Genomic DNA, 25864 nt, shown 5'->3' on the forward strand with positions numbered 1-25864 from the left:
ATGTGCAACTTAACGATATGTTAATATTCAAATACTTGAAAACTATAATTCATTTTTAAAATTCCCAATTAAAATTTATCTTCGCTTTTTCAAGAAAAAAGAAGAAAGAAGCAAGACAAAAGCTTTGCTTTATCTTTTTTCTTCCTTCTTGCCTCTATAAAATCTAATCTTCGAATGTCAAACAATCTTCTAGAAACTCCAATTGAATACCTAAAAGGTGTTGGTCCGAGTCGTGGCCAGTTGCTTCGTAAGGAATTGGGCATTCATAAATATGGAGATTTAGTCAATCTTTTTCCAAATCGATATATTGACAGAACGCGTTATTACAAGATTAATGAATTGCAGAATACGGGTTCTGAAGTTCAGATTATTGGAAAAATAATTCACATTAAAACCGTTGAATTCGCTAAAAACAAAAAGCGTCTCGTTGCTACTTTTGTTGACGATACAGGTCAAATCGATTTAAACTGGTTTCAAGGCCATAAATGGATTCGCGAGAGTTTAAAACTGAATGAGACGTTAGTGATTTTTGGAAAATGTTCTCTTTACGGAAGCCAATTTAGCATGGCGCATCCCGAAATTGAATTGTTAAGCGAGCACGAAAGAAGTTTGCGTTCGGCTATGCAACCTGTTTATCCTTCAACAGAAGCTTTGGCCAATAAAGGAATTTCAAATCGTACGATTAACAAAATGATGGAACAGCTTTTCTTGGAAACACAAGCATTGTTTACCGAAACTTTTCCGCCTTTTTTAATCGAAGAATTAAAGCTGATTCCGAAACGTGCGGCATTGTTCAATATTCATTTTCCGAAAAGTGCTGAAATTTTAGCGAAAGCACAATTCCGATTGAAATTTGAAGAATTGTTCTTTATCCAGTTGCAGTTGATTACAAAAAATCTCATTCGAAAACATAAAATAAAAGGACATCCATTTGATAAAGTGGGAGCGCTTTTTAATGAATTCTATAAAAATCATTTGCCTTTTGATTTAACAAATGCTCAAAAAAGAGTAATCAAAGAAATCAGAACCGATATGGGAAGCAACGCCCAAATGAACCGTCTGCTACAAGGTGACGTGGGTTCGGGAAAAACGATTGTTGCTTTTATGAGCATGCTATTGGCTATAGATAATGGATTCCAAGCTTGCTTGATGGCGCCTACCGAAATTTTGGCTAATCAGCATTTTCTTGGTTTATCTGAATTTGCTAAAACTTTAAATATCAATATTCGAATTTTAACAGGTTCTACCAAAACTGCTGAAAGAAAGATTATTCACGAGGAATTGGAAAGTGGCGAACTTAAAATTTTAATCGGAACACATGCTTTGTTGGAAGATAAAGTGCAGTTTCAGAATTTAGGTTTGGCTGTAATTGACGAACAGCATCGTTTTGGTGTCGAACAAAGATCTAAATTGTGGAAGAAAAACGATATTCCGCCACACGTTTTGGTTATGACTGCCACTCCTATTCCGAGAACATTAGCCATGAGTTTATATGGCGATTTGGACATCTCGGTTATCGACGAATTGCCTCCTGGTAGAAAGCCAATTCAGACCGTGCATCGTTATGATACTAATCGCTTGAAAGTTTGGAAATTTCTTCGCGACGAAATTGCAAAAGGCAGGCAGATTTACATTGTATACCCGCTGATTCAGGAATCTGAAAAAATGGATTACAAGGATTTAATGGACGGCTACGAAAGTATTTCTCGTGATTTTCCGCTTCCGCAATATTCTATTTCAATTCTTCACGGAAAAATGAAACCAGCAGATAAAGATGCTGAAATGAAGCGTTTCTCTGAAGGAAAAACCAATATCATGGTCGCAACAACCGTTATTGAGGTTGGTGTAAACGTGCCAAATGCCAGTGTAATGATTATTGAAAGTGCCGAAAGATTTGGGCTTTCGCAACTGCATCAGCTCCGCGGACGTGTAGGTCGTGGTGCCGAACAGAGTTATTGCATCTTAATGACGGGACATAAATTAAGTTCTGACAGTAAAACCAGAATGGAAACCATGGTGCAAACCAATGACGGTTTCGAAATTGCGGAAGTCGACTTAAAACTTCGTGGTCCAGGCGATTTAATGGGAACACAGCAAAGTGGCGTTTTAAACCTTCAGATTGCTGATATTGTAAAAGATAGAGACATTCTTTCTTTGGCTAGAAATTACGCCATGAAAATCTTAAAAGAAGACTCAGCACTTCAAAAACCTGAAAATGCTATTCTAAGAGCGATTTTCATCGAATTGACAAAGAAAAAGAATATCTGGAATTATATTAGTTAGAGTTACAAAGTTACAAAGTTACAAAGCAACAAAGAGACAAAGGTTTCTTAACCAAACTTAAAACCTGAAACCTGAAACCTGAAACCTGAAACTTGAAACTTGAAACCTAAAACAAAAAAACATATACTTCATTGCGTTCTAGTGTATTCATTTGATTTAGATTTGATGGGGGGCAAATTTAAAGGGGGAATATTTTGTTAGACACAATGAAGTATATAGTTGATTATTTCTTTTTAGGGTCTGGTTTTTTCTCAAAAAGACCGCTAAACAAGCCTTTGCTTATTTTATTTTTATCGTCCTTGCCGGTTGCAATCAAATGATCGATATATTCCATATACGTTTTCTTTCTTTCTTCTAGAAAACCTATAAGATATTCTTCTGAAGCGTGCATCCCGCTAGTTTCCTCGATTTGCAACAGTTTTTTGTACAATGGCTCAATAAACTTTACGATAATCTCATTTGGAACCGATTTTCTAGTGCAAAAGAACCCAACAATCTCATCATCTGTGTCTGCAACGATTTTAAAATCGGTTACAACCCAGTAATAACGGCCTGTTTTGGCCATGTTTTTAATAATAACATGAATGTTTTCGCTAGATTTAATACTGTCCCATAAGAATTTAAAAATTACTTTGGGCATATCCGGATGTCGAACAATATTGTGAGGTTGCCCCACAAGTTCAAACTCATCATACCCAGAGACATCTATAAAGTCTTCGTTGGCATATAAAATGGTTCCTTTTTTATCGGTTTTACTAAGCAGTACTTTATTTTTATTCCAGTCTACTTCTCTATCTGAAGGTATTGGACGGTGTACTCTGGTATCCATAAATTTTTCATTTAAATTAATTTGAAATTCAATACGTGTATAAAATGAATCCTTACTTAATTTTCAATTTGAATCGATTTCTAAAACCAGCAGAATCTTTCTGATTTTATGAAATACGGTTTCCAATTCGTTTTCCAGCCAATCTGGAATCTGATTATCAACCGCAAGATTGAGATGACGAATATCATTCACAATCTGAATTAGTTTTTTATACTGAAAATCAAGATCGTAAACATGAGAATTATTGCGATAACCTTTGAAAATTTCTTTCACTTCTGTTTCAAATTCAGATTGAGCGACAATTTTTTCAATCGAATTTAATGTGATACTTTCATTCAAAAAGGCATCAATGGTCTTTTTTAGATTATGCAGTGTAGGCACTGCGGTTGGCAAATCGTACTTAAGCATACTGCAGTTTTAAAAATTAGTTTAGTTTTGGGGGAATTAACTACATCTTTATTTGGAAATCCAATTTTTAGCTCCTGCTTGTCGTCGATTTTACATGAATATCATTAACCAAATCATCAATTTTCTTAGCGCTCTCTCTCATCATTTCTAGATAAGTGAGCAATTTGTCATTGTCTGTATGCCCTTTTGAAACATCAATCAATTTTAAAACCGAATTTACAGGCAATTTTAAATCTAAAGTTGTTCTATGAATAAAATCGTTATAGTCTTTTGTAGCCGACATAGAGCTGTATTTTGCAGAAGCCAATTTCATGTTTTCCAATTCATATTCATCAGAAATTTTAGAGATATGGTTTTCGCTATGTTCTTTAAAATAGTAAGCCCAATAGCCATTCATTAAAAATACAACGGCAGCCAAAACGGTATGAATAATCAAGGTTTCCAGATCAAAATTTACTTGCGAGAAATACACCTGAAGTCCGTTAGCATCATTGTATACATAGTTTTGCAGATATGCCAGTCCAGCGTGATGAATTACAACGAGCAAAGTAAGCGGAATTTGAAGTTTCCAGTTCTGATAAATAATCAAGATCGTGCTGGCAATAAATACGGTGAAATGCATTTCGAACATTCCGTGCATCTGATAAATGTACTGCGCCATGAAAATAGCCAGAACTATAGACAGGACATATTGGTAAAACTTGGAGTTTTTCATAAAAAATTTAGCCGAATAATAAGCCAAAAGATTCAATGTTCCGACTCCAACACCAATTTCGAAAGTATCGTATTTAAAGGACAATCCGATACCAAGCAGAAAATATACTGCAAGTACATAATTAATAATCGTATCTGATTTTTGTGTCATTGTAGACATAAAACTGTGCAGATAATCTTGTTCGTTTAAACTAGCTTTTGTTTTCATGGTAATTTAGTTTTGGGTTTTTGGGTTTGGGAAATAGTTATTTAGTACATTTTGGTAATGAACATCCATAAGCTCTAAGAGCAAAAGCATTAAAAGAAGGGTTATCTTTTCGGCTTAAAAGAGAATCTATCGCCATTTGGGCATAATTGCTTTTCGCATCTGTACAATATCTGGTTTTATTGTAATTGCCTCTGTAATACAAATTATGCGACTGGTCTAGTAAAACGGCTTGAGGTGTCGAGAAAACGCCACATTTCTTAGCAATCGATTCTTCAAAATAAACAGGAACTTTAGCATCAAACTTCTGCTGTATTTCATCAATGGTAAAATCCTTCTGTTTGTTTAACACCACAATCTTAAAATTAATTCGATCGCCATACTTCTTAATCAAACTGCTTACATGAGGTACATTGAAGCGTGAGCACGGGCATTCGGGATTAAAGAAATGAATAAAAATGGGTTTGTTATCAAATGCACAGCATGGACCAATTTCGATTTTTGATCCCATTGCAATAGCATGATAATTTTTTGGTATTGGAGTTGGAAGACTGTATTTAAACTCATTTTGCCAAAACAAATAGCCAATTGCAGCAAGTAAAAATGTGAACCATAAACTTAGAAGTAATTTTTTCTTCATAAAATTATTTTTTTATTATTCAAACAGAAAAGAATAAACACTTGTTAATACCAGATCTTTCTATATCTAGTAAAAACGAAAAAAAACAACTCTATTTACATGTTTTAACAACAACACCTACTAAAAAGATAGTGTTCTTGTAAAAATCCCAACATTTTGTTTAACATATCAATGTTACAAATAAAATCGATAAAGTGCAAAAAAAATCAGACAATTTGCGAAAAAATTCTTTCAAGCTAGAAAAAATAAGCCTTACCACAATTTCTTAAAACTAGCTTTTGAAAATTTTCCAATAATTTGCTTCAAAAAATTAACTTTTAATTAAACCTTTGGGCCCGCTTTTAGTCTAATTGCAAACCATTGTACATACAAATGTTAAATAAAAGCTAACAGCTTTCGATTTCGCACCAAAAAGTTAAATTTGTAAGCTTACTAAAAACAGAAACCTAAAATCTATATTCACCTCTTTTTTATGAAACTAAAACACCTCATTTACACCCTTTTAATTGTCGCAATTGGAGGATTCATTACCTACAGAATCATTTCAAACAAGGGTAAAAACGAAGACTCTAAAAAATTTAACGACAAAAAATCTCCAACAACTGTTAATGGAATCGTAATAAAAACTGCCACTTTTGACAATAATTTAGCATTATCAGGATCTATCGAGGCAAATGAGCAAGTAGAAATTCATAGTGAAGTTTCGGGAATTGTTGAAGGAATCTTTTTTAACGAAGGAAGCAACGTAACCAAAGGACAAGTGCTTCTTAAAGTAAATGATATTGAGCTAAAAGCACAATTAAGACAAGCTGTTACCAGAGAAGGTTTGGCTGCCGAAAACGAAAGAAGAGCAAAATTGCTTTTGCAAAAAGAAGCAATTAGCCAAGAAGAAGCCGATGTAGCAAAAGCCGATCACGCTTCTGCGCAAGCCCAAACCCAATTAATAAGAGCGCAAATTTCTAAAACTTCTGTAAGAGCGCCCTTTTCAGGAAAAATTGGTTTGCGCAACATTTCTCCTGGAACATATATTACTCCAACTGTTTTAGTGGCAAAATTGGTGAATACTAGCAAATTAAAAATTACATTCTCTATACCAGAAAAATATGCTGCCGAAGTAAAATCTGGTTCTGTAATCGATTTTAAAGTTTCTGGTTCAGATAAAACTTATAATGCGAAAATTTATGCTATCGAGCCAGAAGTTGCCGTTGCTACACGTACGCTTCAAATTCGTGCCCTTGCAGATAATGTAGACGGAAAACTTTTTCCTGGAACTTTCGCAGACATCAAATTGCCTTTAAATATTATTAAAGACGCTATTGTGGTTCCTTCTCAAGCTATCGTGCCAATTCAAGACGGTAAAAAAGTATACGTTGCCAATAACGGACAAGCAAAAGAAGTAATGGTTGATGCCACAACGAGAACAGACTCTTCAATTTTAATTTTAGCAGGATTAAAACCTGGAGACACTTTAATTACAAGTGGTGTAATGTCTTTGAAAGACGAAGCTCCAATTAAAGTTAAAGTAAAATAATTTTAAAGTTATGAGTTATGAGTTTTGAATTATGAGCTGTGAAATCATAAACACATTCAATAATCTAAAATCCAAACTCTAAAATCTAAAATCACAAATGAGTTTATCAACTACAAGTATAAGAAGACCAGTTTTAACCATAGTACTGAATCTATTAATTATATTATTCGGTTTTATTGGTTATACTTTTTTAGGCGTTAGAGAGTTCCCTTCTATCGATCCCGCACAGGTCTCTATTCGTACCAATTATACTGGTGCCAATGCCGATATTATTGAATCGCAAATCACCGAACCTCTTGAAAAAGCAGTAAATGCAATTGACGGAATTAGAAATATTACTTCATCTAGTAACCAAGGAAGCAGTAATATTACCATAGAATTTAATCTGGACAAAGATTTGGAAGAAGCCGCAAACGATGTTCGTGACAAAGTTTCGCAAGCCATTCGAAATCTTCCACAAGATATTGATGCTCCGCCAGTGGTGTCAAAAGCAGATGCTGATAGTGATGCTATTATTTCGATGACAGTACAAAGTGACACTCGAAACTCTCTAGAATTAAGCGACTATGCAGAAAACGTAATTTCTCAACGTTTAGAAACCATTCCAGGTGTAAGTGGCGTGCAGATTTGGGGACAAAAGCGTTATGCGATGCGTTTATGGATCGACCCCGTTAAGCTTACTGCCTATGGCTGCACCGTTTCTGACGTTCGTACCGCATTGAATGCGCAAAATGTGGAATTGCCATCTGGAAAATTAACCGGTAACAATACCGAACTTACGGTAAAAACTATCGGAAATCTTTCTAAAGCAGAAGAATTCAACAATATCATTATTAGAACTGACGGAGATAAGATTGTTCGTTTAAGCGATATTGGAGGTGCAGAATTAGGTCCAGAAAATATCGAAACCAAATTAAGCCAGTCTGGTTTGCCAATGATTGGTTTGGCAATCGTACCAATGCCTGGAGCGAACTACCTTGATATTTCAAAAGAATTTTACAAAAAATACGAAGCTTTAAAAAAGGATCTTCCGAAAGATATCAAATTAAATATTGCGCTTGACAATACCATTTTCGTAAAGAAATCCGTTTTGGAGGTTGCAGAAACATTAGGAATTTCGGTAATTCTGGTAATCATCATTATTTACCTTTTCTTTAGAGATTGGGCAATTGCTTTCAGACCTTTAATTGATATTCCCGTTTCGCTGATTGCTACATTCTTTATTATGTGGCTGTTCGGATTCTCGATCAACGTATTGACTTTATTGGCAATCGTACTGGCAACAGGACTTGTGGTAGATGATGGTATTGTGGTAACCGAAAATATCTTCAAAAAAGTAGAAGAAGGAATGTCGCCAATTGAAGCTGCTATTAAAGGTTCTAACGAGATTTTCTATGCCGTAATTTCGATTTCGGTAACCTTGGCTGCGGTATTTTTACCCGTGATTTTCCTCGAAGGTTTCGTTGGACGATTATTTAGGGAATTTGGAGTCGTAATCGGTGCCGCGGTATTAATTTCGGCATTCGTTTCCTTGACTTTAACACCAATGTTGAACGCTTATTTAATGAAAGGTGGAGAACAGAAAAAATCAAAATTCTATATTAAAACAGAACCATTTTTTGAAAAAATGAACAGCAGTTATGCTGAAGCGCTTTCAAAATTTATGGAAAGAAAATGGATCAGCTTCCCTATTCTTATTGCTTGTTTCGGGTTGATTTATTTGTTCTTTACCATTCTCCCAAAAGAAACCGCTCCTTATGACGACAGAAGCTCTGTAACCATGCGTATGACTACTCCCGAAGGATCTTCATACGAATACACAGACCGTTTTATGCAGGAAATTTCAAAATTAGTTGATGATTCTATTCCAGAGAAAAAGGTAAGTTTGGTAATTACAGCGCCAGGTTTTGGAGCTTCCGCAACCAATACTGGTTTTATTAGACTTTCATTAAAAGAGCCAGATGAAAGAATGGTTTCTCAAAAAGATATTGCCGACAAACTGACAAAATGGACTAAAAATTATCCAGATGCTAAAACTGCGGTAATCCAGCAGCCTACTATTGCAGTTAACAGACGTGGAGGTTTGCCAATTCAATACATTATTCAGGCTCCTAATTTTGATAAACTGAGAGAAAAAATTCCTCTTTTTATGAATGAGGTGAATAAAAGTGATGTTTTTTCTACGACAGATGTTAACTTGAAATTCAACAAACCCGAAATCAACGTTACCATTGACCGCGAAAAAGCAGAAAGTTTAGGAATTTCAATTCTGGATATTGCACAGACTTTACAGCTTTCTTTAAGCGGACAGCGTTTTGGGTATTTTATTAGAAACGGAAAACAGTATCAAGTAATTGGACAATTTGACCAGAAAGACCGATCTAAACCTCTAGACTTGACTTCTATGTTTGTAAAAAACAGAAAAGGCGAATTGATTCAGATGGATAACGTGGTGAAAGTTTACGAACAGAGCAATCCACCGCAATTATTCCACAACAACCGTTATATGTCGGCAACTGTTTCGGCTGGTTTAGCTCCAGGAAAAAGCATCAGCGATGGTATTCAGGAAATGGACAGAATTAAAGCCAAAGTTTTGGATGAAAGCTTTACAACCGATTTAAGTGGAGAATCTCGAGATTTCGTTGAAAGTAGCTCTAATACTTCTTTCGCTTTCGGATTGGCATTATTACTGATTTTCTTGATTCTTGCGGCACAGTTTGAAAGTTTTATCGATCCGTTTATTATCATTTTAACAGTGCCAATGGCAGTTGCAGGAGCTTTATTCTCTTTGTGGCTATTCAACCAAACTTGGAATATTTTCAGCCAGATTGGTACCGTAATGTTAATTGGTCTGGTAACCAAAAATGGTATTTTGATTGTAGAATTTGCCAATCAGTTGCGAGAACAGGGCAAACCTAAATTAGAAGCCATTTTAGAAGCTTCAGAAGCACGTTTACGTCCAATTTTAATGACGAGTTTGGCCATTGCATTAGGAGCGCTTCCAATTGCAATGTCGCTTGGAGCTGCGTCTACGAGTAGAATTGGTATGGGAGTTGTAATTGTGGGCGGAACTATCTTCTCATTGGCTTTAACGCTTTTTGTAATTCCTGCTATTTATTTAATGTGGTCTAAAGCTAGAAAACATTATCCTGAGTTTGACCATATTGACGAATACGAAAGAGACAGCATTAAATAAAACTAAAAATCTAATTTTTGGTTAAAGAAAAAGAATATGAATATCAGAAAAATATATTGTACAGCACTTATCCTCTTGCTTTGCATTGTTGAGACAAAAGCACAGGAAGTTCTTACTATTGAACAGGCTATGTCTATAGCTCTTGAAAATAATTTTGAAATTAAAATTGCTAAAAACAATTCCAAAATAAACGAAACAAACGTTACAATAGGAAATGCGGGAATGCTGCCTACAGCAACAGCCTCTGTTACCGACAATAATAGCATTATGAATTCGTCTCAAACACGTCAGGACGGAACAACCACTTCATTGAATAATGCTAAAAACAATAGTTTAGCTTATGGCGTAAGTTTAGGGTGGACTGTTTTTGACGGAATGAAAATGTTTGCCAAACTAGATCAGCTGAAAGAACTTCAGAAATTGGGCGATGCAGAGCTTAAAAGAACTATTTTAGTTAAAATCGCGCAGGTAAATTCAGCCTATTATGATTTGGTGCAAATGCAACAGCAATTGGCAGCTTTAGATACTACAATCGTAATTTCGAATCAGCGATTGACTTTAGCCAAAAATCGTTTCAGCATAGGAAAAGCTTCAAAATTAGAAGTTTTAAACGCGCAAGTTGACTTAAACTCTGATCAGGTGGCTTTATTGCGACAAAAAGAAGCGTATGCCAATGGCAAGATTTTATTGAACCAGCATTTGGCGCGCGATCCAAAAATTGATTTTAAGGTTACTGACAAAGTTGTAGTAGACAATAAATTGGTTTTGGCCGATTTAATGGAATTGGCACAAAAACAAAATCCAGGTTTAGAAGCTGAAATTATCAATAAACGAATTGCGGAATTACAGTTGAAACAAGTAAAAGCAGACCGTTATCCTATTTTAAGATTAACAACAGGATATAATTTTTCTGAAAGTCAATCCAGTTTAGGTTTTACCAGCCAAACTTCTTCTAGAGGTTTAAATTACGGTTTTAATGCCTCAATGAACATTTTTGATGGTTTTAATCAGCATCGCAATGAAAAAGTGGCTAAAATGCAGATAGAAAATTCACAGCTTTCAATAGAACAGCAAAACACTACTTTAAATACACAGTTAAGCACCGCTTTTCAAACGTATTTAACCAATTTAGAATTAATTGGTCTAGAAGAAGATAACGAAGCTATTGCGAGACAGAACTTAGAAATTACACTAGACAAATTTAAAATCGGAACTATTACGACGCTTGATTTTAGAACTGCTCAGCTGAATTATGTCAACGCAAAAGTGCGTTACAGCAACGCGCAATACGAAGCAAAATTATCTGAAATTGCCTTAAAAGAATTAGCTGGAAATATCAATTTTTAAGTAAATTTGTTTCAAAACGCACTTAAATGATTTCTTACAACACCAAAGACTGGTTTACTTTTATTTTTCATTTTCATAAATCAGATACAGTTCGAAAACTGATTACGATTATGATTGCCATTGGAATTTATTCTGCAGCCGTCTGTTATCTAGAACTTCATTATTTTAAAGTGACCAAAAACGATTACATTCACAACATTCCAATCATGCACGGAATGCTTGGTTTTGTAATTTCGCTTTTGCTTGTGTTTCGAACCAATACAGCTTATGACAGATGGTGGGAAGGCCGCAAACTTTGGGGTGGACTGGTAAATAATAGCCGTAATCTGGCTATAAAGCTTTCGGCAATTTTAAAAGACGAAAATGATAGAAAGTTTTTTAGAAAATACATTCCTATGTATGCCGATATCCTTCATCAGCATTTAAAAGATGAAGACACCAGCAAACAGCTTTTTGAAGATGTTGAACTCGAAATAGATCATCATAAACACAAGCCAAATCAGCTAAAAAGAATTATGTATCATAAAATCAATGATTTGTATGATGCTAAAAAAATATCTGGAGAGCAGCTAATTACCCTAAATGACGAATTAGTTGCTTTTACAGACATTTGCGGAGCATGCGAGCGTATTAAAAACACTCCTATTCCCTACTCTTACAGTGCTTTTATAAAGAAATTCATTTTCTTTTACACCATGACACTTCCATTTGGATATTCTGTTAGTTTAGGATATTTGGTTGCTCCCGTTGTCGTTTTTATATTTTATGTATTGGCCAGTTTAGAACTTATCGCCGAAGAAATCGAGGATCCGTTTGGAAATGACGAAAATGATCTTCCAACAAAGAAAATTTCTGAAAACATTAAAAAGCACATAGAAGAGCTCATATAATTAAACGTTAAATCTTCCGACTCTATTTTTATTTTCATTATATTTAAAGTCTTCACCTAAACTTAAATTTAATGAACAATCAACGATTTTTAGTCAATCCGCTTCAATTATCGCAAGAGAAATCATTAAAAACTCTTGTAGAAAACAGAACTATTTACAATCTAAATAATTGTGAATTAAATCTATTTGAAACCTACGAATCGACTCAGAAAGTTCCTTTAAAATTTAATGATTTGGTGGTAACCAGCATGCTAAGAGGCAAAAAAATCATGCATCTTTTTGATGATCCAGAATTTGTCTATCTTCCTGGCGAAACGGTAATTGTGCCTTCTAATGTAGAAATGAAAATTGATTTCCCTGAAGCTTCAAAAAACAATCCAACCCAATGTCTCGCATTAGCAATCGATCAGGATAAAATTGCCGAGACTTTAAATTTCTTAAATGAGCAGTATCCGAAAGAAGGAAATAATTTGTACTGGCAGCTAAACTATCAGAATTACTTCTTTTATAATAATGTGGAAATGGCGTCGACCATTAATAAACTCATTAAAGAATGCATGAGTACCTCCATCGCTAAGGACATTTTTGCCGATTTGACTTTAAAAGAATTGCTAATTCGAATTATCCAGACTCAGACCGTAAAATCTTTAGATGAGGGGAAATTTATAGATACAAACAACCCTATTAAGGAAGTTACAGAATACATTAAACAGAATTTAAAGGAAAACATGAGCTTGAAAATGCTTAGCGAAAAAGCCTGCATGAGCACTACTTCTTTCTACCGTTTCTTTAAACGCGAACTCGGAATGAGTCCGATTGAGTATATTTTGAATGAAAAAATAAAATGTGCTAAAAATCTATTGAAAAATCCAACGCTTCAAATTAATGAAGTTTGCTATTTAGCTGGTTTTGAAGATGCCAATTACTTTATCAGATTGTTTAAAAAACACGAAGGAATTACTCCGAAACAATATCAGTTGCTTTATATTAATTAAAAGGTACAAAGGCCCAAAGTAACAAAGAGACAAAGTTTTTCCTTTTTGTGACAAAGTTTAGAGCTTCTAAACCTTTGTCACTTTGTCACTATGTTACTATGAACCTCAAAAGAAAGTAACCGGTTGTAAATCTTTTTCTTCTTCGGGAGTGAAAATGCGATATTCTATTTGGAATGTTTTCTTAAGTGGCGTTTCTAATGAAAAACCTCCTACTCCAAAAGCATCAATTACTGTTAAGGTAAAATGGGCATGTTTCCAATACTCGAACAGATCTTTGTCTACCCAAAACTCGGTATCTTCAATACTACCGATACAAACATCACCTGTTCGCTGATAATATCCTCCTTTTTCAAAACATTGCGGTTGTGTGCCTTCGCAACATCCGCCCGCTTGATAAAACATCAAATCTCCGTGTTTTGCTTTTAGAATTTTAATCAATTCTATTGCTTTTTCTGTGGCATCAATTCTTCTAATCATCACTTTAAAAATTAAAAGGCAAAAAAAGCAGCAAACTCTCTAGAGAAATTTACTGCTTTGACATAACCAACTATTTGTATTTTACTTAGAATCAAACAGTAATTTGATTACATTGGATATTCACAAATCAAAATTACCTGGAGGAAGTTTGCTTAATGCCGTTAAATTTTCATTTAACGCCCCATGCATGTCGCCAACCTAAATACTCCAGGATTTTGATTTTTTTTTCTTAGAAAAATCCTAATTTCTTTTTGTCATAAGAAATCAGCATGTTTTTGGTTTGGCGGTATTGGCTCAACATCATTTTATGGTTCTCACGACCAATTCCTGATTGTTTATAACCTCCAAACGGAGCACCCGCAGGATAAGAATGGTACTGATTAATCCATACACGACCTGACTGAATCGCTCTTGGAACCTGATAAATTTCGTGCGCATCTCTTGTCCAAACTCCTGCACCTAATCCGTACATCGTATCATTGGCAATTTCGATAGCTTCTTCGGTAGTTTTGAACGTAGTAACGGCTAAAAAAGGTCCGAAAATCTCTTCTTGGAAAATGCGCATTTTGTTATGTCCTTTAAATAAAGTTGGTTTGATGTAGTAACCGCCTTCCAATTCTCCTCCCAATTTATTTTCATCACCTCCTGTTAGCAGTTCTGCACCTTCTTCTTTTCCTAATTTGATATAAGACATGATTTTTTCTTTCTGAACAATCGAAGTTTGTGCACCAATCATAGTCGATTTATCCAACGGATTTCCTGCTATAATAGCTTCTGTTCTTTCAATTACCTTTTTGATAAACTTGTCGTAAATATCTTCGTGAATTAATAATCTAGAAGGACATGTACAGATTTCGCCTTGATTTAAAGCAAATAATACTGCACCTTCAACCGCTTTATCGAAGAAATCGTCGTCGTGATCTGCTACAGAAGGGAAGAAAATGTTTGGTGATTTACCACCCAATTCCAGAGTAACCGGAATAATATTTTCTGTTGCATATTGCATTACCAAGCGTCCTGTAGTTGTAGAACCTGTAAATGCCGCTTTTGAAACTTTTTTGTTGGTCACCAACGGACGGCCTAATTCGGCACCAAAACCGTTTACAATATTTAAAACTCCCGGAGGCAGAATATCACCAATTAATTCCATTAAAACCATAATCGAAATTGGCGTGCTTTCAGCTGGTTTCAATACAATGGTATTTCCTGCGGCTAGTGCTGGTGCGATTTTCCAAACAGCCATTAAAATCGGGAAATTCCACGGAATAATCTGCGCGACAACACCAAGAGGTTCGCTTAAAGCGATAGAAACGGTTTGCGAATCCAGTTCTGAAATGGCGCTTTCTTCGGCACGAATTACGCCTGCAAAATATCTAAAATGGTCAATGGCTAATGGAATATCGGCTGCAAGAGTTTCGCGAATTGGTTTTCCGTTATCAACTGTTTCAACCGCTGCGATATATTCTAAATTGTCTTCAATTTTTTGTGCAATCTTATTCAATAAAATACTTCTTTCTGTAACAGATGTTTTTCCCCAGGTTTTAAATGCTTCATAAGCGGTGTCTACGGCCAATTCTAAATCTTCTTTTCCAGAATGTGCTGCTTTTGTAAACACTTTCCCGTCAATGGGAGAAACAACATCAAAATATTCTCCTGTAATTGGCGCTGTAAATTTTCCGCCAATATAGTTATCGTATTTTACTTTAAATTCAGGTCTTTTTACTAAGGTACTCATGATATTCTTTTTTTGATTTACTCCAAATTTAGTTTCATAAAAAGAAACAGAATAGCATTATTCATTCATCTTGTAGCACAAAAATTACACAATCTATTTTTTTACCCTTTTAAACTATTTATTCGTCAAAATTTTAGCCGTAAATTATCAAAAGCTTAAAGCATAGCATTTTCTTTGCAATAAAAAACAACTAGAAAAAACTACTCAATTTTTTCTTACTCCAAAGCGCAATCCTTATATTTGTAACCTTATTCAAGAATTAAATAACTACAATGAAAATATCTTACAACTGGTTAAAACAATTTATTAAAACAGATTGGACATCTGAGCAGACTTCTGAATTACTAACAGATTTAGGTTTAGAAGTAGAAGTTGTCGAAAAATACGAATCAATTAAAGGTGGTTTAGCAGGTGTTGTTGTTGGACACGTTCTAACTTGCGAAAAACATCCTGATGCTGATAGATTGAGAGTTACTACAGTTGATGTTGGTTTAGAGGCTCCTATCCAGATTGTTTGCGGTGCAGCAAACGTAGCTGCAGGACAAAAAGTGCCAGTTGCGACAATCGGAACCGTTTTATACGATAAAGAGGGTGCTGAATTTACTATTAAAAAAGGAAAAATCCGCGGACAGGAAAGTCACGGAATGATCTGTGCCGAAGATGAATTGGGCCTTGGAAAAAGCCATGATGGAATTATGGTTTTGGCTGAAGATTTAGTTCCTGGAACTCCCGCATCTGAAGTTTTCCAAATTGCCAATGACGAGGTTTTTGAAATCGGATTGACGCCAAACCGTGCCGATGCGATGAGCCATTTTGGTACTGCTCGCGATTTAAGAGCAGGAATGCTGCAACGCGGCGTAAACGTAGAATTGATTACGCCTTCTGTAAGCAATTTTAGAGTAGACATGCGCACGCTTAAAATTGACGTAAATGTTGAAGATTCTCATTTAGCGCCAAGATATTGTGGGGTTACTATTTCTGGAATTTCTGTACACGAATCTCCAAGCTGGCTGCAAGACCGTTTAAAAGCTATTGGATTAACTCCAAAAAATAATATTGTTGACGTTACTAATTATGTATTACATGAGTTAGGACAGCCTTTGCATGCTTTTGACGCTGCGAAAATCAACGGAAAAGTGATTGTAAAAACAGTTGAAGAAGGAACTAAATTTGTTACTCTAGACGATGTTGAAAGAACGCTTCACAAAGAAGATTTAATGATTTGTGACGAAAAAGGTCCACTTTGTATTGCTGGGGTTTTCGGAGGAAAAAAATCTGGAGTTACAGAAGGAACGACTTCTATTTTCTTAGAAAGCGCTTATTTTGATCCAGTAAGCATTCGTAAAACAGCCAAAAGACATCAGTTGAGCACAGATGCTTCTTTTAGATTTGAAAGAGGAATTGACCCAACGATTACAGAATATGCTTTAAAACGTGCCGCTCTTTTAATTCAAGAAGTTGCTGGCGGAAAAATCACTTCTGATGTTGTAGAAGTGTATCCTAAAAAAGTAGAAGATTTTTCTGTTTTATTGAATTTCAGTCATGTATATAAAATAATCGGACAAGAGATTCCAAAAGACACCATCAAAAAAATATTGGTTTCTTTGGATATTAAAGTTAATAGCGTTTCTGATACTGGTTTAGGTTTAACTATTCCTGCGTACCGCGTAGACGTTCAGCGTGAAATTGACGTAATCGAAGAAATTTTGAGAGTTTACGGCTATAACAACATTAATTTCTCTAAGAAATTTAATGCTACAGTTGCGAATTCTCCAAGAACAGAAGACTATAAAGTACAGAATGTAATTGCTTCTCAGCTGAATTCTCAAGGATTTCACGAAATGATGGCCAATTCATTGACGACAGCAGCTTATGCGAAATTATCGGCTTCGTTAAAAGAAGAACATAATGTTTCCATGCTGAATCCGTTGAGCAGTGATTTAGCTACACTTCGCCAATCTTTATTGTTCTCTGGTTTAGAAGCGGTTTCTTATAATATCAATAGAAAAAATTCGGATTTAAAATTATTTGAATTCGGAAAAACATATCATAAATATTTAAATGGATACGAAGAGCACAAACACCTTTCTTTGTTAATCTCTGGAAACAGAAACAAAGAAAGCTGGACAAGTTCGCAAAAAACAACAGATTTCTTCTTGTTGAAAGGATATGTAAAAGCGATTTTATCTCGTTTGGGAATTGAAAAGATCTCGAATGCTCCTGTTCAATCAGACATTTATTCTGAAGGAACTGCCATTACTTACAATAATGATATTTTAGTTGAAATGGGAGTTGTTAAGAAGCCCATTTTGAAGCATTTCGGCATTAAACAAGACGTTTATTACGCAGATTTTAACTGGGATTTGGTTTTAAAAATCATTACAGGAAAAATTAAATACACTGAAATTCCAAAATATCCAGAAGTTCGTCGTGATTTAGCTTTATTAATTGATGAAAAAACGACTTACGAAAGTATTTTCAACTTGGCAAAACAAACCGAAAAAGCACTCTTAAAAGATATTAATCTTTTTGATGTGTATCAAGGAAGCAAATTGCCAGAAGGAAAAAAATCATACGCTTTGAGTTTTACTATTCAAGACAATACTAAAACTTTAACCGATGCTCAGATTGATAAAATCATGTCTAAATTACAGCAGACTTTTGAAACTGAACTTGGAGCAACTTTAAGATAATTTCTTTCTTATATAATACAAAACCCGACAATAATCTTGTCGGGTTTTCTTTTTGTTGCTTTTTTGTTGTTTTTTGTTTCAAGTTGCAGGTTTCAAGTTCTTAAAGAACTTTAATACGATATGTAAAAAAAGATACTTACCAAATAACTTCAAACTTCAAACTTCAAACTTCAAACTTCAAACTTGAAACCTGAAACTTGAAACCTGAAACTTCAAACTTGAAACTTCAAACTTGAAACCCAACCAAACATCAAGCATATTTCGCGTAAGCTCTTGCTAGTTTTTCATCGTATTTGTTGGTTTTGTATGCTGGTCCGTTGTATTTTAAAGCAAACGCAGCCCAATTTTTATTTCGAAGAAGTCCGATCAAGTTGTTCTTTTTTAGAAACAAGCCAAAAGCTTTTAAGTGTTCGCCTTCATTCAGTTTCATTTTTTCGACATATTCGTCAATACTGCTATAGCCAATAGAGGTTGCATTAAAGCCCATAATTTGAAAAAGTCCCCAAGAAGTCGCGCTATTTGCGGCATCGGCTATTTTTTTATCAGAGCCAAGATTTATCGCCTTTTGTAAACGCGTGTATTCGCCAGTTCCTCCAACATAATATTTTTTAGTATAATTCTCAAATAAAATATCTTGTGTATTGGGGTTGACATAAATTCTAGGATCAATACCTCTTTTCTTCAATTCGCTCCAAAAAATATGTCCTTCAAACAAAATCTTCGGACGCCCATCAATCAAAAAGCCTTTCCCATTGCTCTCTACTTCATTTACCGCTTTTACAATGGCAAGTTCTAAATTAAACTGATTTGAAAAATCGATTAAATCCTGTTCTGATAACAGTTTGCTGTTTGCAGAAAAGTTATTCTCGCTTTTTGCCAAAAGTGTCGACCATGTTTTAAGCCCCACTACTCCATCTACCACAAGATTATTCTTTAGCTGAAAATCTTTAATCGCCTTATCTGTCTCTGTCCCAAAATAATCGGAAACAACCACCTTGTAATTCAATTTGGACAAAAGCTCATTTAAGTAATACACTTCTGGAGATTTTGCGCCAGCTTTTATCGTTCTCATTATTCTCTATTTAATTGATTACACTTCTGACTGTCTGTTTTGTAGCCCAAAACTGATGATATAAATTTACATTTTTATAAAATATTATGTTACAATGCTTTACCCCATTTTTTTTAAATAATTTTACGAATCAAAAAAGGGTATATTTCCCCTTGACGCAATTTTTCTTTTAAGATAATTTTGCCTTGTAAATAACTCAAAAAACTGTTAACTAAACATTTAACCAATTAACAATAAATAACTATGAAAAATCCACCCGCAAAACCGAGTCAGTTAATCACTAAAGAATTTGCTAGACAATTAAATGTGAATTACAACAATAAAAAAGCATCACTTAGAGCTCTTAAAGACGAAAAAGAAGATGCTAATGCTATTTGGTATTCTCTGGAAGAATTAGAAAATTACATTCATTATATAAAAACTAATGGCGCAAATGACGGTTACAATGTTGATGGAATCCGTTTTTATTTTGGGGTTTATCCAGATGATGAAGTGCATGGAGAAAAAGCTGGCTTAACTACCTTATTTCTAGTTCCTACGGGCAAAAAAGCAGCAAACAACAATACTAAAGTTCAAAGTTTTTCTTTAATGCAAGAAGCTTCTTCAGATATTGACAGCCTTGATCCAATGAACTACGGAAACATCGGAAGACCGCCAAGCTTAATATACTAAAAAAATATGTTCGAATTTTTAAGATCTTATATCATCTATATGGCTTTATTGTCAGGAACTATTGGTTTGTTTGCGCTGCCAAAACTTCCTGGTTTTAAAGCTAAATTTTTAGTAATTTTAATCTGGTTTTCAGTTGTAATAGAAATTGTAGGCTATTATTTTACCCAATGGACGGGTTTGCTCAATTTTCACGTTTACAACTTTTATATGTTTGCCAGTTTCTCTGCCTATATTTTACTTCTAAGAGCCCTTCTTACCAAAAAAGATCATAGAATTTCGGCTGTTCTATTTTTAATTTTGTTTATTGTGTCTTTTTTCTTGAATATTTTATATTTCAAAGACGAGATTAACCGTTCCTTTACCTATAGTTTTGCAATTGGTGTATTATTAATTTTAATATTATCCTGCCTGTATCTGATTGAGATTTTTAATTCAGAAAAAATACTCAATTTCAAAAAATCAGTATTTTTCTGGTACATTCTCGGCATACTTGTTTTTCATGTTCCTTTTACACCTTTTATGCTGGCTATCAATTGGTTTTTAATCAAACATGACGACTCTATCTTTAGTTTGGTGGTGTTCATTTTAAATTTTCTGGCGCATAGCTGTTTTATAATCGGATTTCTATGGAGCGAAAAGAAATACAACTATTAGTTATTTCCCTAGGTATTGTTTTCTTTACCTTAGTCGTTATTCTGCTTGTTATTTTCTTCTATTTTTTAAAGAAAAAGAACAAATTTCTGGTAGAAAAAATGGAAGCCGATTTGTATTTTCAATCAGAATTAGTAAAAACTAGGATTGAAATAAAAGACCAGACTTTATCTGAAATCAGTAAAGAATTGCACGACAATATCGGACAGATAATTTCTGTTGCGATTATGCAGCTTAACATCTTTATTGGCAGTAAAAATGTTGAGATAGAAGAACTGAAAGACCTAAAAGCTGTTCTGGCAAAATCTTTAGACGAACTACGTATTCTGTCAAGAATTATAAACAAAGACAATCTCCTTCAAAACAACTTTCTCGAAGCGATTCAGCAGGATTTAGAAAGGATTAAAAAACTTAAAAAAATCAAATTCAATTTTAACCAAATTGGTCCCGTACCAGCAATAAATAAAGAGCACGAGCTGATTATTTATCGAATTTTTCAAGAAGCGCTTCACAACAGCTTAAAACACTCCAGAAGCGATTTATTTGATGTGCATATCATAACCACCGATTCTCTTTTTACATTACAGTTAAAAGATTTCGGAATTGGCTACGATCTCAAAAAATCAAATTCAGGAATCGGATTAAACAATATGAAGTTAAGAGCCAAACTTATTGGCGCTAAGTTGACAATAAATTCTGAGACTCCTGGAACCAGTGTAACTATCGAATACCCTTTAACCCAAGACCATGAAAACTAACTCTAAAAGAAAAATAATAATTGTAGACGATCATTTGCTTTTTTCGCAATCTCTTGAACTGCTGATTAAGAGTTTTGGAGATTACGAAGTTACAGAACGTTTTGAAAACGGAAAAGTCTTTATAGACTATCTTGAAGAAAATAATCCTACTGAAATTGATCTTATTTTACTTGATGTTAATATGCCAGTTCTTGACGGATTAAGTACCATGAAATGGCTCAAAGAGAATAGACCTGATTTGAAGGTAATTGCTTTATCTGTTAATGACGATGAAGAAATTATCATTAAAATGATAACCAATGGTGCGAAAGGCTATCTGCTGAAAGATACTTCCCCTGATATTTTTAAAGAAGCCATTGAATGCGTCATCGAAAAGGGCTTTTATTTTACCGAACTCGTTTCTGAAATGCTAATTAATAAAGTCAATAGCGATAACAAGAAAATTAGTTTAAAAGAAAAAGAGATTGTTTTTATCAAACATGCCTGCACAGAAATGACTTATAAAGAAATCGCATCAGAAATGTGCTTAAGTCCCAAAACCATTGACGGCTATAGAGAATCGCTTTTTGACAAACTGGAAATAAAAACCCGAATCGGACTAGTGCTTTATGCCATTAAGCATAAAATTGTTTTTGTTTAACTAATAAGTTAATGCCGCAAAAACGGGATATGCTGCAATTTTTTCTCTTCCGTTAAGGAAAGTCAGTTCCATTAAGAAATTGCACTGTACAATTTCGCCACCCAATTTCTCGACCAATTCGCAAACTGCTTTTGCGGTTCCGCCAGTTGCCAATACATCGTCGTGAATTAAAACACGATCTCCTTTTTTTATGGCATCGATATGCATTTCTAAGCTGTCAGAGCCATATTCTAATTCATAAGAAGCAGAAATCGTATCAAAAGGAAGTTTTTTCGGTTTTCTCACAGGCACAAATCCCACATTTAATTCTTGAGCCAACAACATTCCGAAGAAAAAACCACGAGATTCGGCTCCCACAACCTTGTCAATTTTTTGTCCATTTAAAGAGTCAACTAGAATTCTGAGGCAATTTGTTCGCGCTTCAGGGTTAATTAGCAAAGGTGTGATATCTTTAAATAAAATTCCTTCTTTTGGAAATCCCTGAATATCACGTATATAATTTTCAAACTTCATTTTTTTTTAATTTTCTGTTATTTTTTCCTTGTTTATCTCACATTTATGTCTATCTTTGCACCCGCAATAAGCAATCAACAAAGCTACAAAAAATTAGCTAATTGATAAAAAAAAAGGCCTCGTGGCGCAACTGAATAGCGCATCTGATTACGGCTCAGAAGGTTACTGGTTTGAATCCAGTCGAGGTCACAAAAAGCCAAAAGGCGCCAATTGAAGACAATTGGCGCCTTTTCTCATTTACAATACTATTGGGTAAGTTAACTTTGAATCATTTTTGTTTTTATTTCTTTTTTTTAGAACCACTCTCACAACAAAAAACAAATAAAAAAGAAAATATTTAGATAAGAATAGCATTATTTAAGCTTTGCTTTTAATAACTTGACAGGATTCGAACAGCAAGAGGATAAGCAACGGCCTAAGAAAAATGCTTTAAACGGAAATTCATAATTATTGATTCCCGGTAAGACTTAATGCTTTACTTTTTTTTGAACCTATTTATAAACTATTTTCTTCTAGAATTTGGAGAACATCCAATAAAATTAAATTTTGATTTAGACTTTTTCCTAAAAAAAAATGAAATTCACTACCATGTTTTAAATAAGCCCTTTTATTTGTGTTACTGATGGCGGTAAAAAGTTAATTTGTATTTTTAAAGTTAAAATAAAGCCAACATGAAACAACTAAAAATTTTTATTGCATTTCTAACAGCCGCTCTTGTTTGTTCTTGTTCTACTATTTTAAATAGTCCAAAAATTGATTATCTGACAAGCAATTATTGCCAGCCTACAATTGAATACGATTATTCTAAGCTCGAAATCTCTCAAAATAAATTGCCAAAACAAGACAGCATATTAAATGCTAACCTATCCCAGCATGATATCTTAATCAGTAATGCTATTGGCATTGAAACTTATCTGGCAGAATATCTTCAAATAAAAAAGGACACTTTAAAAAGACTGGCATTAAAACAAAAAATTACAGACCGGTTAATTCTTACCAGCGTTGAAATAAATGCGCTTGCTTCTGAATTAGACTGTAATGGTGAACGAATAAACAAATTAGCCGATTATGTTAACGGCATCAATAACAAAAAAACTAAAAATCTTACTGTAGCTTCAGTTACAATAGGCGCCCTTACAACGGTCGCAACTGTTTTAATAAAAAATAATAATTCAAGCAATATAGTTGCTGTGAGCGGCGGATTGCTGAGTGCCGGATTAGGAGCGATGACTATTTCGCCAAGAGGAAAAAAAATCAACTTAAAACTTCAAAGAAATCTACTGCGAAATATTTGGTTCAATGACAATTCCAACGGTATGTATCCCAACTCTATATGGGCGATACTAAACGAAAAACAATTTAGCAATTCGCAAAAAATTGATCTGCAGGAAAGCATTAAAAACAGATGGCTTCAATACAATTTTGATGGAACAATAGATGCTGAATCCGAAAAACTTTTCTTTTATGATGGCGGAATTTACACCGCAGATGACTTATACTCCAGAGCTAATATGCTAAATGAGCTGCAAGCCACCATTCGATCTCTCGAACAAGATTTAAAAAGTTTAGCTATAAGACTAAATGCAATTTAATTGCAAGCAACTTTAATTTGTTAACGAATTACTAGATTAAATTTTGTGGCAAAAATAGATTTGAAATTAAATACTCGTTGAGTACACATTTATAATTTATTTTTAAACTGCTTTGCATTTAGGAATGCAAAATAATCTCTAATACTCATTTCGGATAGTCGCATACACGCCATATGACTCATTAGTTACCTTGTAAAAAGGCATAAGCGCATATTCTTTCCTATTATTTTTTAAGATGAATGACATAGAATTCTCTTGTTTAGAGATGTTTTTCAAAATATCTGACTCATTTCCTTTTAATATTGTTTCTTCATTTACTTGAAATGCTAATAAAACCGGCCCATAAAACAATGCAACTACATTCGGATTATCGGGCATTTTTTTTAAATTAAAATGATAATTAAAACGTATTTCTATGTTATCGCCATTTTTCCACTTTCTATCAATAATAAAATAAGACATCGGAATTACACTAGCTGTAATGGGCTTTCCGTTTACCAAAACTTGTGTTTGTTCGTCAGCCCAGGATGGCATAAATAATTTCAATGCAAATGGGGTCGTTTTATTAGCCGTTATGTTAAATTTTACAACAGGATTATCTGGAAAATTGGACGATTGTGACAAAGTAATTCCTTTAGATTTCCATTTGACAGTCGAAGGAATATAAAGATTGACCCAAAGGTTATTTTTGTTATGGAAATAAATAGCCTCATTTAAGTTTGCAAAAGCTTCAATAGTTGTTCCGTTGCAGCAAAAAAACTCATTAGGGCTGGCAAAACTCTTCTTATTAGGAGAACCCAGCGGCAAAGAATAAACATTACATCCCGTTTCGGGATTTTGTAGCGCAAAAACAGAATTATATAGCGTATTCATATACACATCTGCATACTCGGGTTGGGCAGTCCAGCGAAATAAAGCATTTGTGATTTTTTGAGTATTATGCGAAACGCATGATTCAGATGTTTTATCAGTAAGAGTAGTACTTAAACAATCAGGTTTTCCCCAATGTTCAGATGTCTGGGCAGTTGGAGTTGTAGCAATAGGTCTGGGACCGCTGCTAGAGCCATTCACATAAGAATGATGATGTTCCAGCATATCCCAAAAATGGGAAACAACATCGCGATAATAGCTGTCCCATGTATTATCATACCTTTTGGCAAATCCGATTATCAAAGGCAAATGAGTATTAGAATGCAAACCCGATAGAATATCTGTCCCTTCGTACAATGGCTGGCTGAACCATTTGCGGTCAAAAAGACAAGCCAGTCTGTAATGGGTGGAGTCTTTGGAAATTTCAAATAAATTCTGCAATACGTCATTCATCCCACCTGCCTCATTTGCCGGATTTGCCTGAGGAGTATACAGCATTTTTTCAATAGTTTCAGGCGAAAGTTTATCCATCCTCTCTTTTACATAAGCGGCCATATTAACAGCTATGCCATAGGCTTTTTTATTTCCTGTATGCTGATAGACATCGAGCATTCCCTGCATTATTTTATGAAAGGTATAGTATGGCGCCCAAACTCCGCTAAATTGTGTTTCCAATTGCGTGAAATCTTTTTCGGGGAATGCGCTCAGATAGCTGCCGCCAAGTTTTTGCTGACACTCTTCAAGCGCATCAACCATATATTCCACACGTTTTTGAAGCAGAGTATCACCTGTCTTTTCAATCAAAATAGCGCAAGCCGACAGATAATGGCCTACAAAATGTCCGCGTAATCCCACAGTAAGCGACTCCCAGCCTTCAAGCGGTTTCGCTTTCGATTCAATTCCGGCATTTATTCTAAAATTGTGCAGAAGCCGATCGGCATCGAACTGATAAATATACTTTGTATTAACGGTCTCCCGCTGTTTTATCCAGGATTCAGACATAACAACATCCCTATTCAAAAATGCAATGGGTTGTTGGGGCTTATCAAGAAATGCTTGTCCAAAAATGGTCTGACAAACAAGTAAAACCAAGCTAATATATTTTATTTCATCTTTCATGTTAAATTTGAATATTAGAAATCAAAATATTGGA

The 25864-nt window shown here is 34.5% G+C and carries 21 protein-coding genes and 1 tRNA gene; 13 read left to right on the plus strand and 9 right to left on the minus strand.

Annotation, left to right across the window (positions count from 1 at the left end; genetic code table 11):
* Positions 1-174 precede the first annotated feature (174 nt).
* On the plus strand, positions 175-2283 hold the full coding sequence (gene recG, locus J7574_RS11400) for an ATP-dependent DNA helicase RecG (RefSeq protein ID WP_290968211.1): 2109 nt from the start codon (positions 175-177) through the stop codon (positions 2281-2283).
* Positions 2284-2506: 223 nt separating this feature from the next.
* On the opposite strand, the gene J7574_RS11405 is transcribed toward recG, so the two are convergent.
* From J7574_RS11405 to J7574_RS11420, 4 genes are all read right to left on the minus strand, one after another.
* Positions 2507-3112, minus strand: coding sequence for a PAS domain-containing protein (locus J7574_RS11405; protein ID WP_290968213.1), 606 nt, complete (start codon positions 3110-3112; stop codon positions 2507-2509).
* Positions 3113-3175: 63 nt separating this feature from the next.
* Positions 3176-3520 carry a hypothetical protein gene (locus tag J7574_RS11410; protein ID WP_290968215.1) on the minus strand — a complete coding sequence of 115 codons (345 nt, stop codon included), beginning with the start codon at positions 3518-3520 and terminating at the stop codon, positions 3176-3178.
* Between the two features lie 67 nt (positions 3521-3587).
* The gene (locus J7574_RS11415) at positions 3588-4442 is read right to left on the minus strand and encodes a hypothetical protein (protein WP_290968216.1); all 855 of its coding nucleotides are present in this window, start codon (positions 4440-4442) and stop codon (positions 3588-3590) included.
* 37 nt (positions 4443-4479) lie between these two features.
* Positions 4480-5079: a thioredoxin fold domain-containing protein gene (locus J7574_RS11420; protein WP_290968218.1), complete on the minus strand. Its 600-nt coding sequence runs from the start codon at positions 5077-5079 to the stop codon at positions 4480-4482.
* 472 nt (positions 5080-5551) lie between these two features.
* Here J7574_RS11420 and J7574_RS11425 point away from each other — a divergent pair, with 472 nt between their 5' ends.
* From J7574_RS11425 to J7574_RS11445, 5 genes are all read left to right on the plus strand, one after another.
* A complete protein-coding gene (locus J7574_RS11425; protein ID WP_290968220.1) occupies positions 5552-6610 on the plus strand; it encodes an efflux RND transporter periplasmic adaptor subunit in 1059 nt (352 codons plus the stop codon).
* A 97-nt stretch (positions 6611-6707) separates the two neighbouring features.
* Entirely contained in the window at positions 6708-9806 is a 3099-nt protein-coding gene (locus J7574_RS11430) for an efflux RND transporter permease subunit (RefSeq protein WP_290968221.1), read from the plus strand.
* A 36-nt stretch (positions 9807-9842) separates the two neighbouring features.
* On the plus strand, positions 9843-11153 hold the full coding sequence (locus J7574_RS11435) for a TolC family protein (RefSeq protein WP_290968222.1): 1311 nt from the start codon (positions 9843-9845) through the stop codon (positions 11151-11153).
* 26 nt (positions 11154-11179) lie between these two features.
* On the plus strand, positions 11180-12043 hold the full coding sequence (locus J7574_RS11440) for a bestrophin family protein (protein WP_290968225.1): 864 nt from the start codon (positions 11180-11182) through the stop codon (positions 12041-12043).
* A 71-nt stretch (positions 12044-12114) separates the two neighbouring features.
* Positions 12115-13038 carry an AraC family transcriptional regulator gene (locus J7574_RS11445; protein ID WP_290968226.1) on the plus strand — a complete coding sequence of 308 codons (924 nt, stop codon included), beginning with the start codon at positions 12115-12117 and terminating at the stop codon, positions 13036-13038.
* Positions 13039-13143: 105 nt separating this feature from the next.
* On the opposite strand, the gene J7574_RS11450 is transcribed toward J7574_RS11445, so the two are convergent.
* Complete coding sequence (locus J7574_RS11450) at positions 13144-13515, minus strand: DUF779 domain-containing protein (protein WP_290968228.1); 372 nt, start codon at positions 13513-13515, stop codon at positions 13144-13146.
* 229 nt (positions 13516-13744) lie between these two features.
* Positions 13745-15250: an aldehyde dehydrogenase family protein gene (locus J7574_RS11455; RefSeq protein WP_290968230.1), complete on the minus strand. Its 1506-nt coding sequence runs from the start codon at positions 15248-15250 to the stop codon at positions 13745-13747.
* A gap of 272 nt (positions 15251-15522) precedes the next feature.
* Between J7574_RS11455 and pheT the strand changes: the two genes are divergently transcribed.
* A complete protein-coding gene (gene pheT / locus J7574_RS11460; RefSeq protein ID WP_290968232.1) occupies positions 15523-17943 on the plus strand; it encodes a phenylalanine--tRNA ligase subunit beta in 2421 nt (806 codons plus the stop codon).
* A gap of 250 nt (positions 17944-18193) precedes the next feature.
* On the opposite strand, the gene J7574_RS11465 is transcribed toward pheT, so the two are convergent.
* On the minus strand, positions 18194-19015 hold the full coding sequence (locus J7574_RS11465; protein WP_290968234.1) for an N-acetylmuramidase family protein: 822 nt from the start codon (positions 19013-19015) through the stop codon (positions 18194-18196).
* 243 nt (positions 19016-19258) lie between these two features.
* Here J7574_RS11465 and J7574_RS11470 point away from each other — a divergent pair, with 243 nt between their 5' ends.
* The 4 genes from J7574_RS11470 to J7574_RS11485 are packed head-to-tail and all read left to right on the plus strand — an operon-like array spanning position 19259 to position 21736.
* The gene (locus J7574_RS11470) at positions 19259-19687 is read left to right on the plus strand and encodes a hypothetical protein (RefSeq protein ID WP_290968235.1); all 429 of its coding nucleotides are present in this window, start codon (positions 19259-19261) and stop codon (positions 19685-19687) included.
* Positions 19688-19693: 6 nt separating this feature from the next.
* Positions 19694-20341, plus strand: coding sequence for a hypothetical protein (locus J7574_RS11475; RefSeq protein ID WP_290968237.1), 648 nt, complete (start codon positions 19694-19696; stop codon positions 20339-20341).
* Entirely contained in the window at positions 20314-21096 is a 783-nt protein-coding gene (locus J7574_RS11480) for an ATP-binding protein (RefSeq protein WP_290968239.1), read from the plus strand. The genes J7574_RS11475 and J7574_RS11480 overlap by 28 nt, the downstream gene beginning before the upstream one ends.
* Complete coding sequence (locus tag J7574_RS11485) at positions 21086-21736, plus strand: response regulator transcription factor (RefSeq protein ID WP_290968240.1); 651 nt, start codon at positions 21086-21088, stop codon at positions 21734-21736. The genes J7574_RS11480 and J7574_RS11485 overlap by 11 nt, the downstream gene beginning before the upstream one ends.
* On the opposite strand, the gene J7574_RS11490 is transcribed toward J7574_RS11485, so the two are convergent.
* Complete coding sequence (locus tag J7574_RS11490; protein WP_290968241.1) at positions 21737-22249, minus strand: adenine phosphoribosyltransferase; 513 nt, start codon at positions 22247-22249, stop codon at positions 21737-21739. It lies immediately after the preceding gene.
* A gap of 115 nt (positions 22250-22364) precedes the next feature.
* On the opposite strand from J7574_RS11490, the gene J7574_RS11495 reads away from it, so the two are divergent.
* Both J7574_RS11495 and J7574_RS11500 read left to right on the plus strand, forming a co-directional pair.
* Positions 22365-22438: transfer RNA gene (locus tag J7574_RS11495), tRNA-Arg, on the plus strand.
* A gap of 482 nt (positions 22439-22920) precedes the next feature.
* Positions 22921-23841, plus strand: a complete 921-nt coding sequence (locus tag J7574_RS11500; RefSeq protein ID WP_290968242.1) for a hypothetical protein — start codon at positions 22921-22923, stop codon at positions 23839-23841.
* Positions 23842-23979: 138 nt separating this feature from the next.
* Here J7574_RS11500 and J7574_RS11505 read toward each other — a convergent pair whose 3' ends face one another.
* Positions 23980-25713: a beta-L-arabinofuranosidase domain-containing protein gene (locus tag J7574_RS11505; protein ID WP_290968244.1), complete on the minus strand. Its 1734-nt coding sequence runs from the start codon at positions 25711-25713 to the stop codon at positions 23980-23982.
* Between the last annotated feature and the right edge of the window lie 151 nt (positions 25714-25864).

The organism is Flavobacterium sp. (assembly GCF_017744675.1).
Taxonomy (GTDB): Bacteria; Bacteroidota; Bacteroidia; order Flavobacteriales; family Flavobacteriaceae; genus Flavobacterium.

What these genes read in the sequence shown, in the direction of transcription:
- recG (WP_290968211.1), top strand. Translation starts at nt 175, where the DNA reads ATGTCAAACAATCTTCTAGAAACTCCAATTGAATACCTAAAAGGTGTT.
- J7574_RS11405 (WP_290968213.1), bottom strand. Translation starts at nt 3,112, where the DNA reads ATGGATACCAGAGTACACCGTCCAATACCTTCAGATAGAGAAGTAGAC.
- J7574_RS11410 (WP_290968215.1), bottom strand. Translation starts at nt 3,520, where the DNA reads ATGCTTAAGTACGATTTGCCAACCGCAGTGCCTACACTGCATAATCTA.
- J7574_RS11415 (WP_290968216.1), bottom strand. Translation starts at nt 4,442, where the DNA reads ATGAAAACAAAAGCTAGTTTAAACGAACAAGATTATCTGCACAGTTTT.
- J7574_RS11420 (WP_290968218.1), bottom strand. Translation starts at nt 5,079, where the DNA reads ATGAAGAAAAAATTACTTCTAAGTTTATGGTTCACATTTTTACTTGCT.
- J7574_RS11425 (WP_290968220.1), top strand. Translation starts at nt 5,552, where the DNA reads ATGAAACTAAAACACCTCATTTACACCCTTTTAATTGTCGCAATTGGA.
- J7574_RS11430 (WP_290968221.1), top strand. Translation starts at nt 6,708, where the DNA reads ATGAGTTTATCAACTACAAGTATAAGAAGACCAGTTTTAACCATAGTA.
- J7574_RS11435 (WP_290968222.1), top strand. Translation starts at nt 9,843, where the DNA reads ATGAATATCAGAAAAATATATTGTACAGCACTTATCCTCTTGCTTTGC.
- J7574_RS11440 (WP_290968225.1), top strand. Translation starts at nt 11,180, where the DNA reads ATGATTTCTTACAACACCAAAGACTGGTTTACTTTTATTTTTCATTTT.
- J7574_RS11445 (WP_290968226.1), top strand. Translation starts at nt 12,115, where the DNA reads ATGAACAATCAACGATTTTTAGTCAATCCGCTTCAATTATCGCAAGAG.
- J7574_RS11450 (WP_290968228.1), bottom strand. Translation starts at nt 13,515, where the DNA reads ATGATTAGAAGAATTGATGCCACAGAAAAAGCAATAGAATTGATTAAA.
- J7574_RS11455 (WP_290968230.1), bottom strand. Translation starts at nt 15,250, where the DNA reads ATGAGTACCTTAGTAAAAAGACCTGAATTTAAAGTAAAATACGATAAC.
- pheT (WP_290968232.1), top strand. Translation starts at nt 15,523, where the DNA reads ATGAAAATATCTTACAACTGGTTAAAACAATTTATTAAAACAGATTGG.
- J7574_RS11465 (WP_290968234.1), bottom strand. Translation starts at nt 19,015, where the DNA reads ATGAGAACGATAAAAGCTGGCGCAAAATCTCCAGAAGTGTATTACTTA.
- J7574_RS11470 (WP_290968235.1), top strand. Translation starts at nt 19,259, where the DNA reads ATGAAAAATCCACCCGCAAAACCGAGTCAGTTAATCACTAAAGAATTT.
- J7574_RS11475 (WP_290968237.1), top strand. Translation starts at nt 19,694, where the DNA reads ATGTTCGAATTTTTAAGATCTTATATCATCTATATGGCTTTATTGTCA.
- J7574_RS11480 (WP_290968239.1), top strand. Translation starts at nt 20,314, where the DNA reads ATGGAGCGAAAAGAAATACAACTATTAGTTATTTCCCTAGGTATTGTT.
- J7574_RS11485 (WP_290968240.1), top strand. Translation starts at nt 21,086, where the DNA reads ATGAAAACTAACTCTAAAAGAAAAATAATAATTGTAGACGATCATTTG.
- J7574_RS11490 (WP_290968241.1), bottom strand. Translation starts at nt 22,249, where the DNA reads ATGAAGTTTGAAAATTATATACGTGATATTCAGGGATTTCCAAAAGAA.
- J7574_RS11500 (WP_290968242.1), top strand. Translation starts at nt 22,921, where the DNA reads ATGAAACAACTAAAAATTTTTATTGCATTTCTAACAGCCGCTCTTGTT.
- J7574_RS11505 (WP_290968244.1), bottom strand. Translation starts at nt 25,713, where the DNA reads ATGTCTGAATCCTGGATAAAACAGCGGGAGACCGTTAATACAAAGTAT.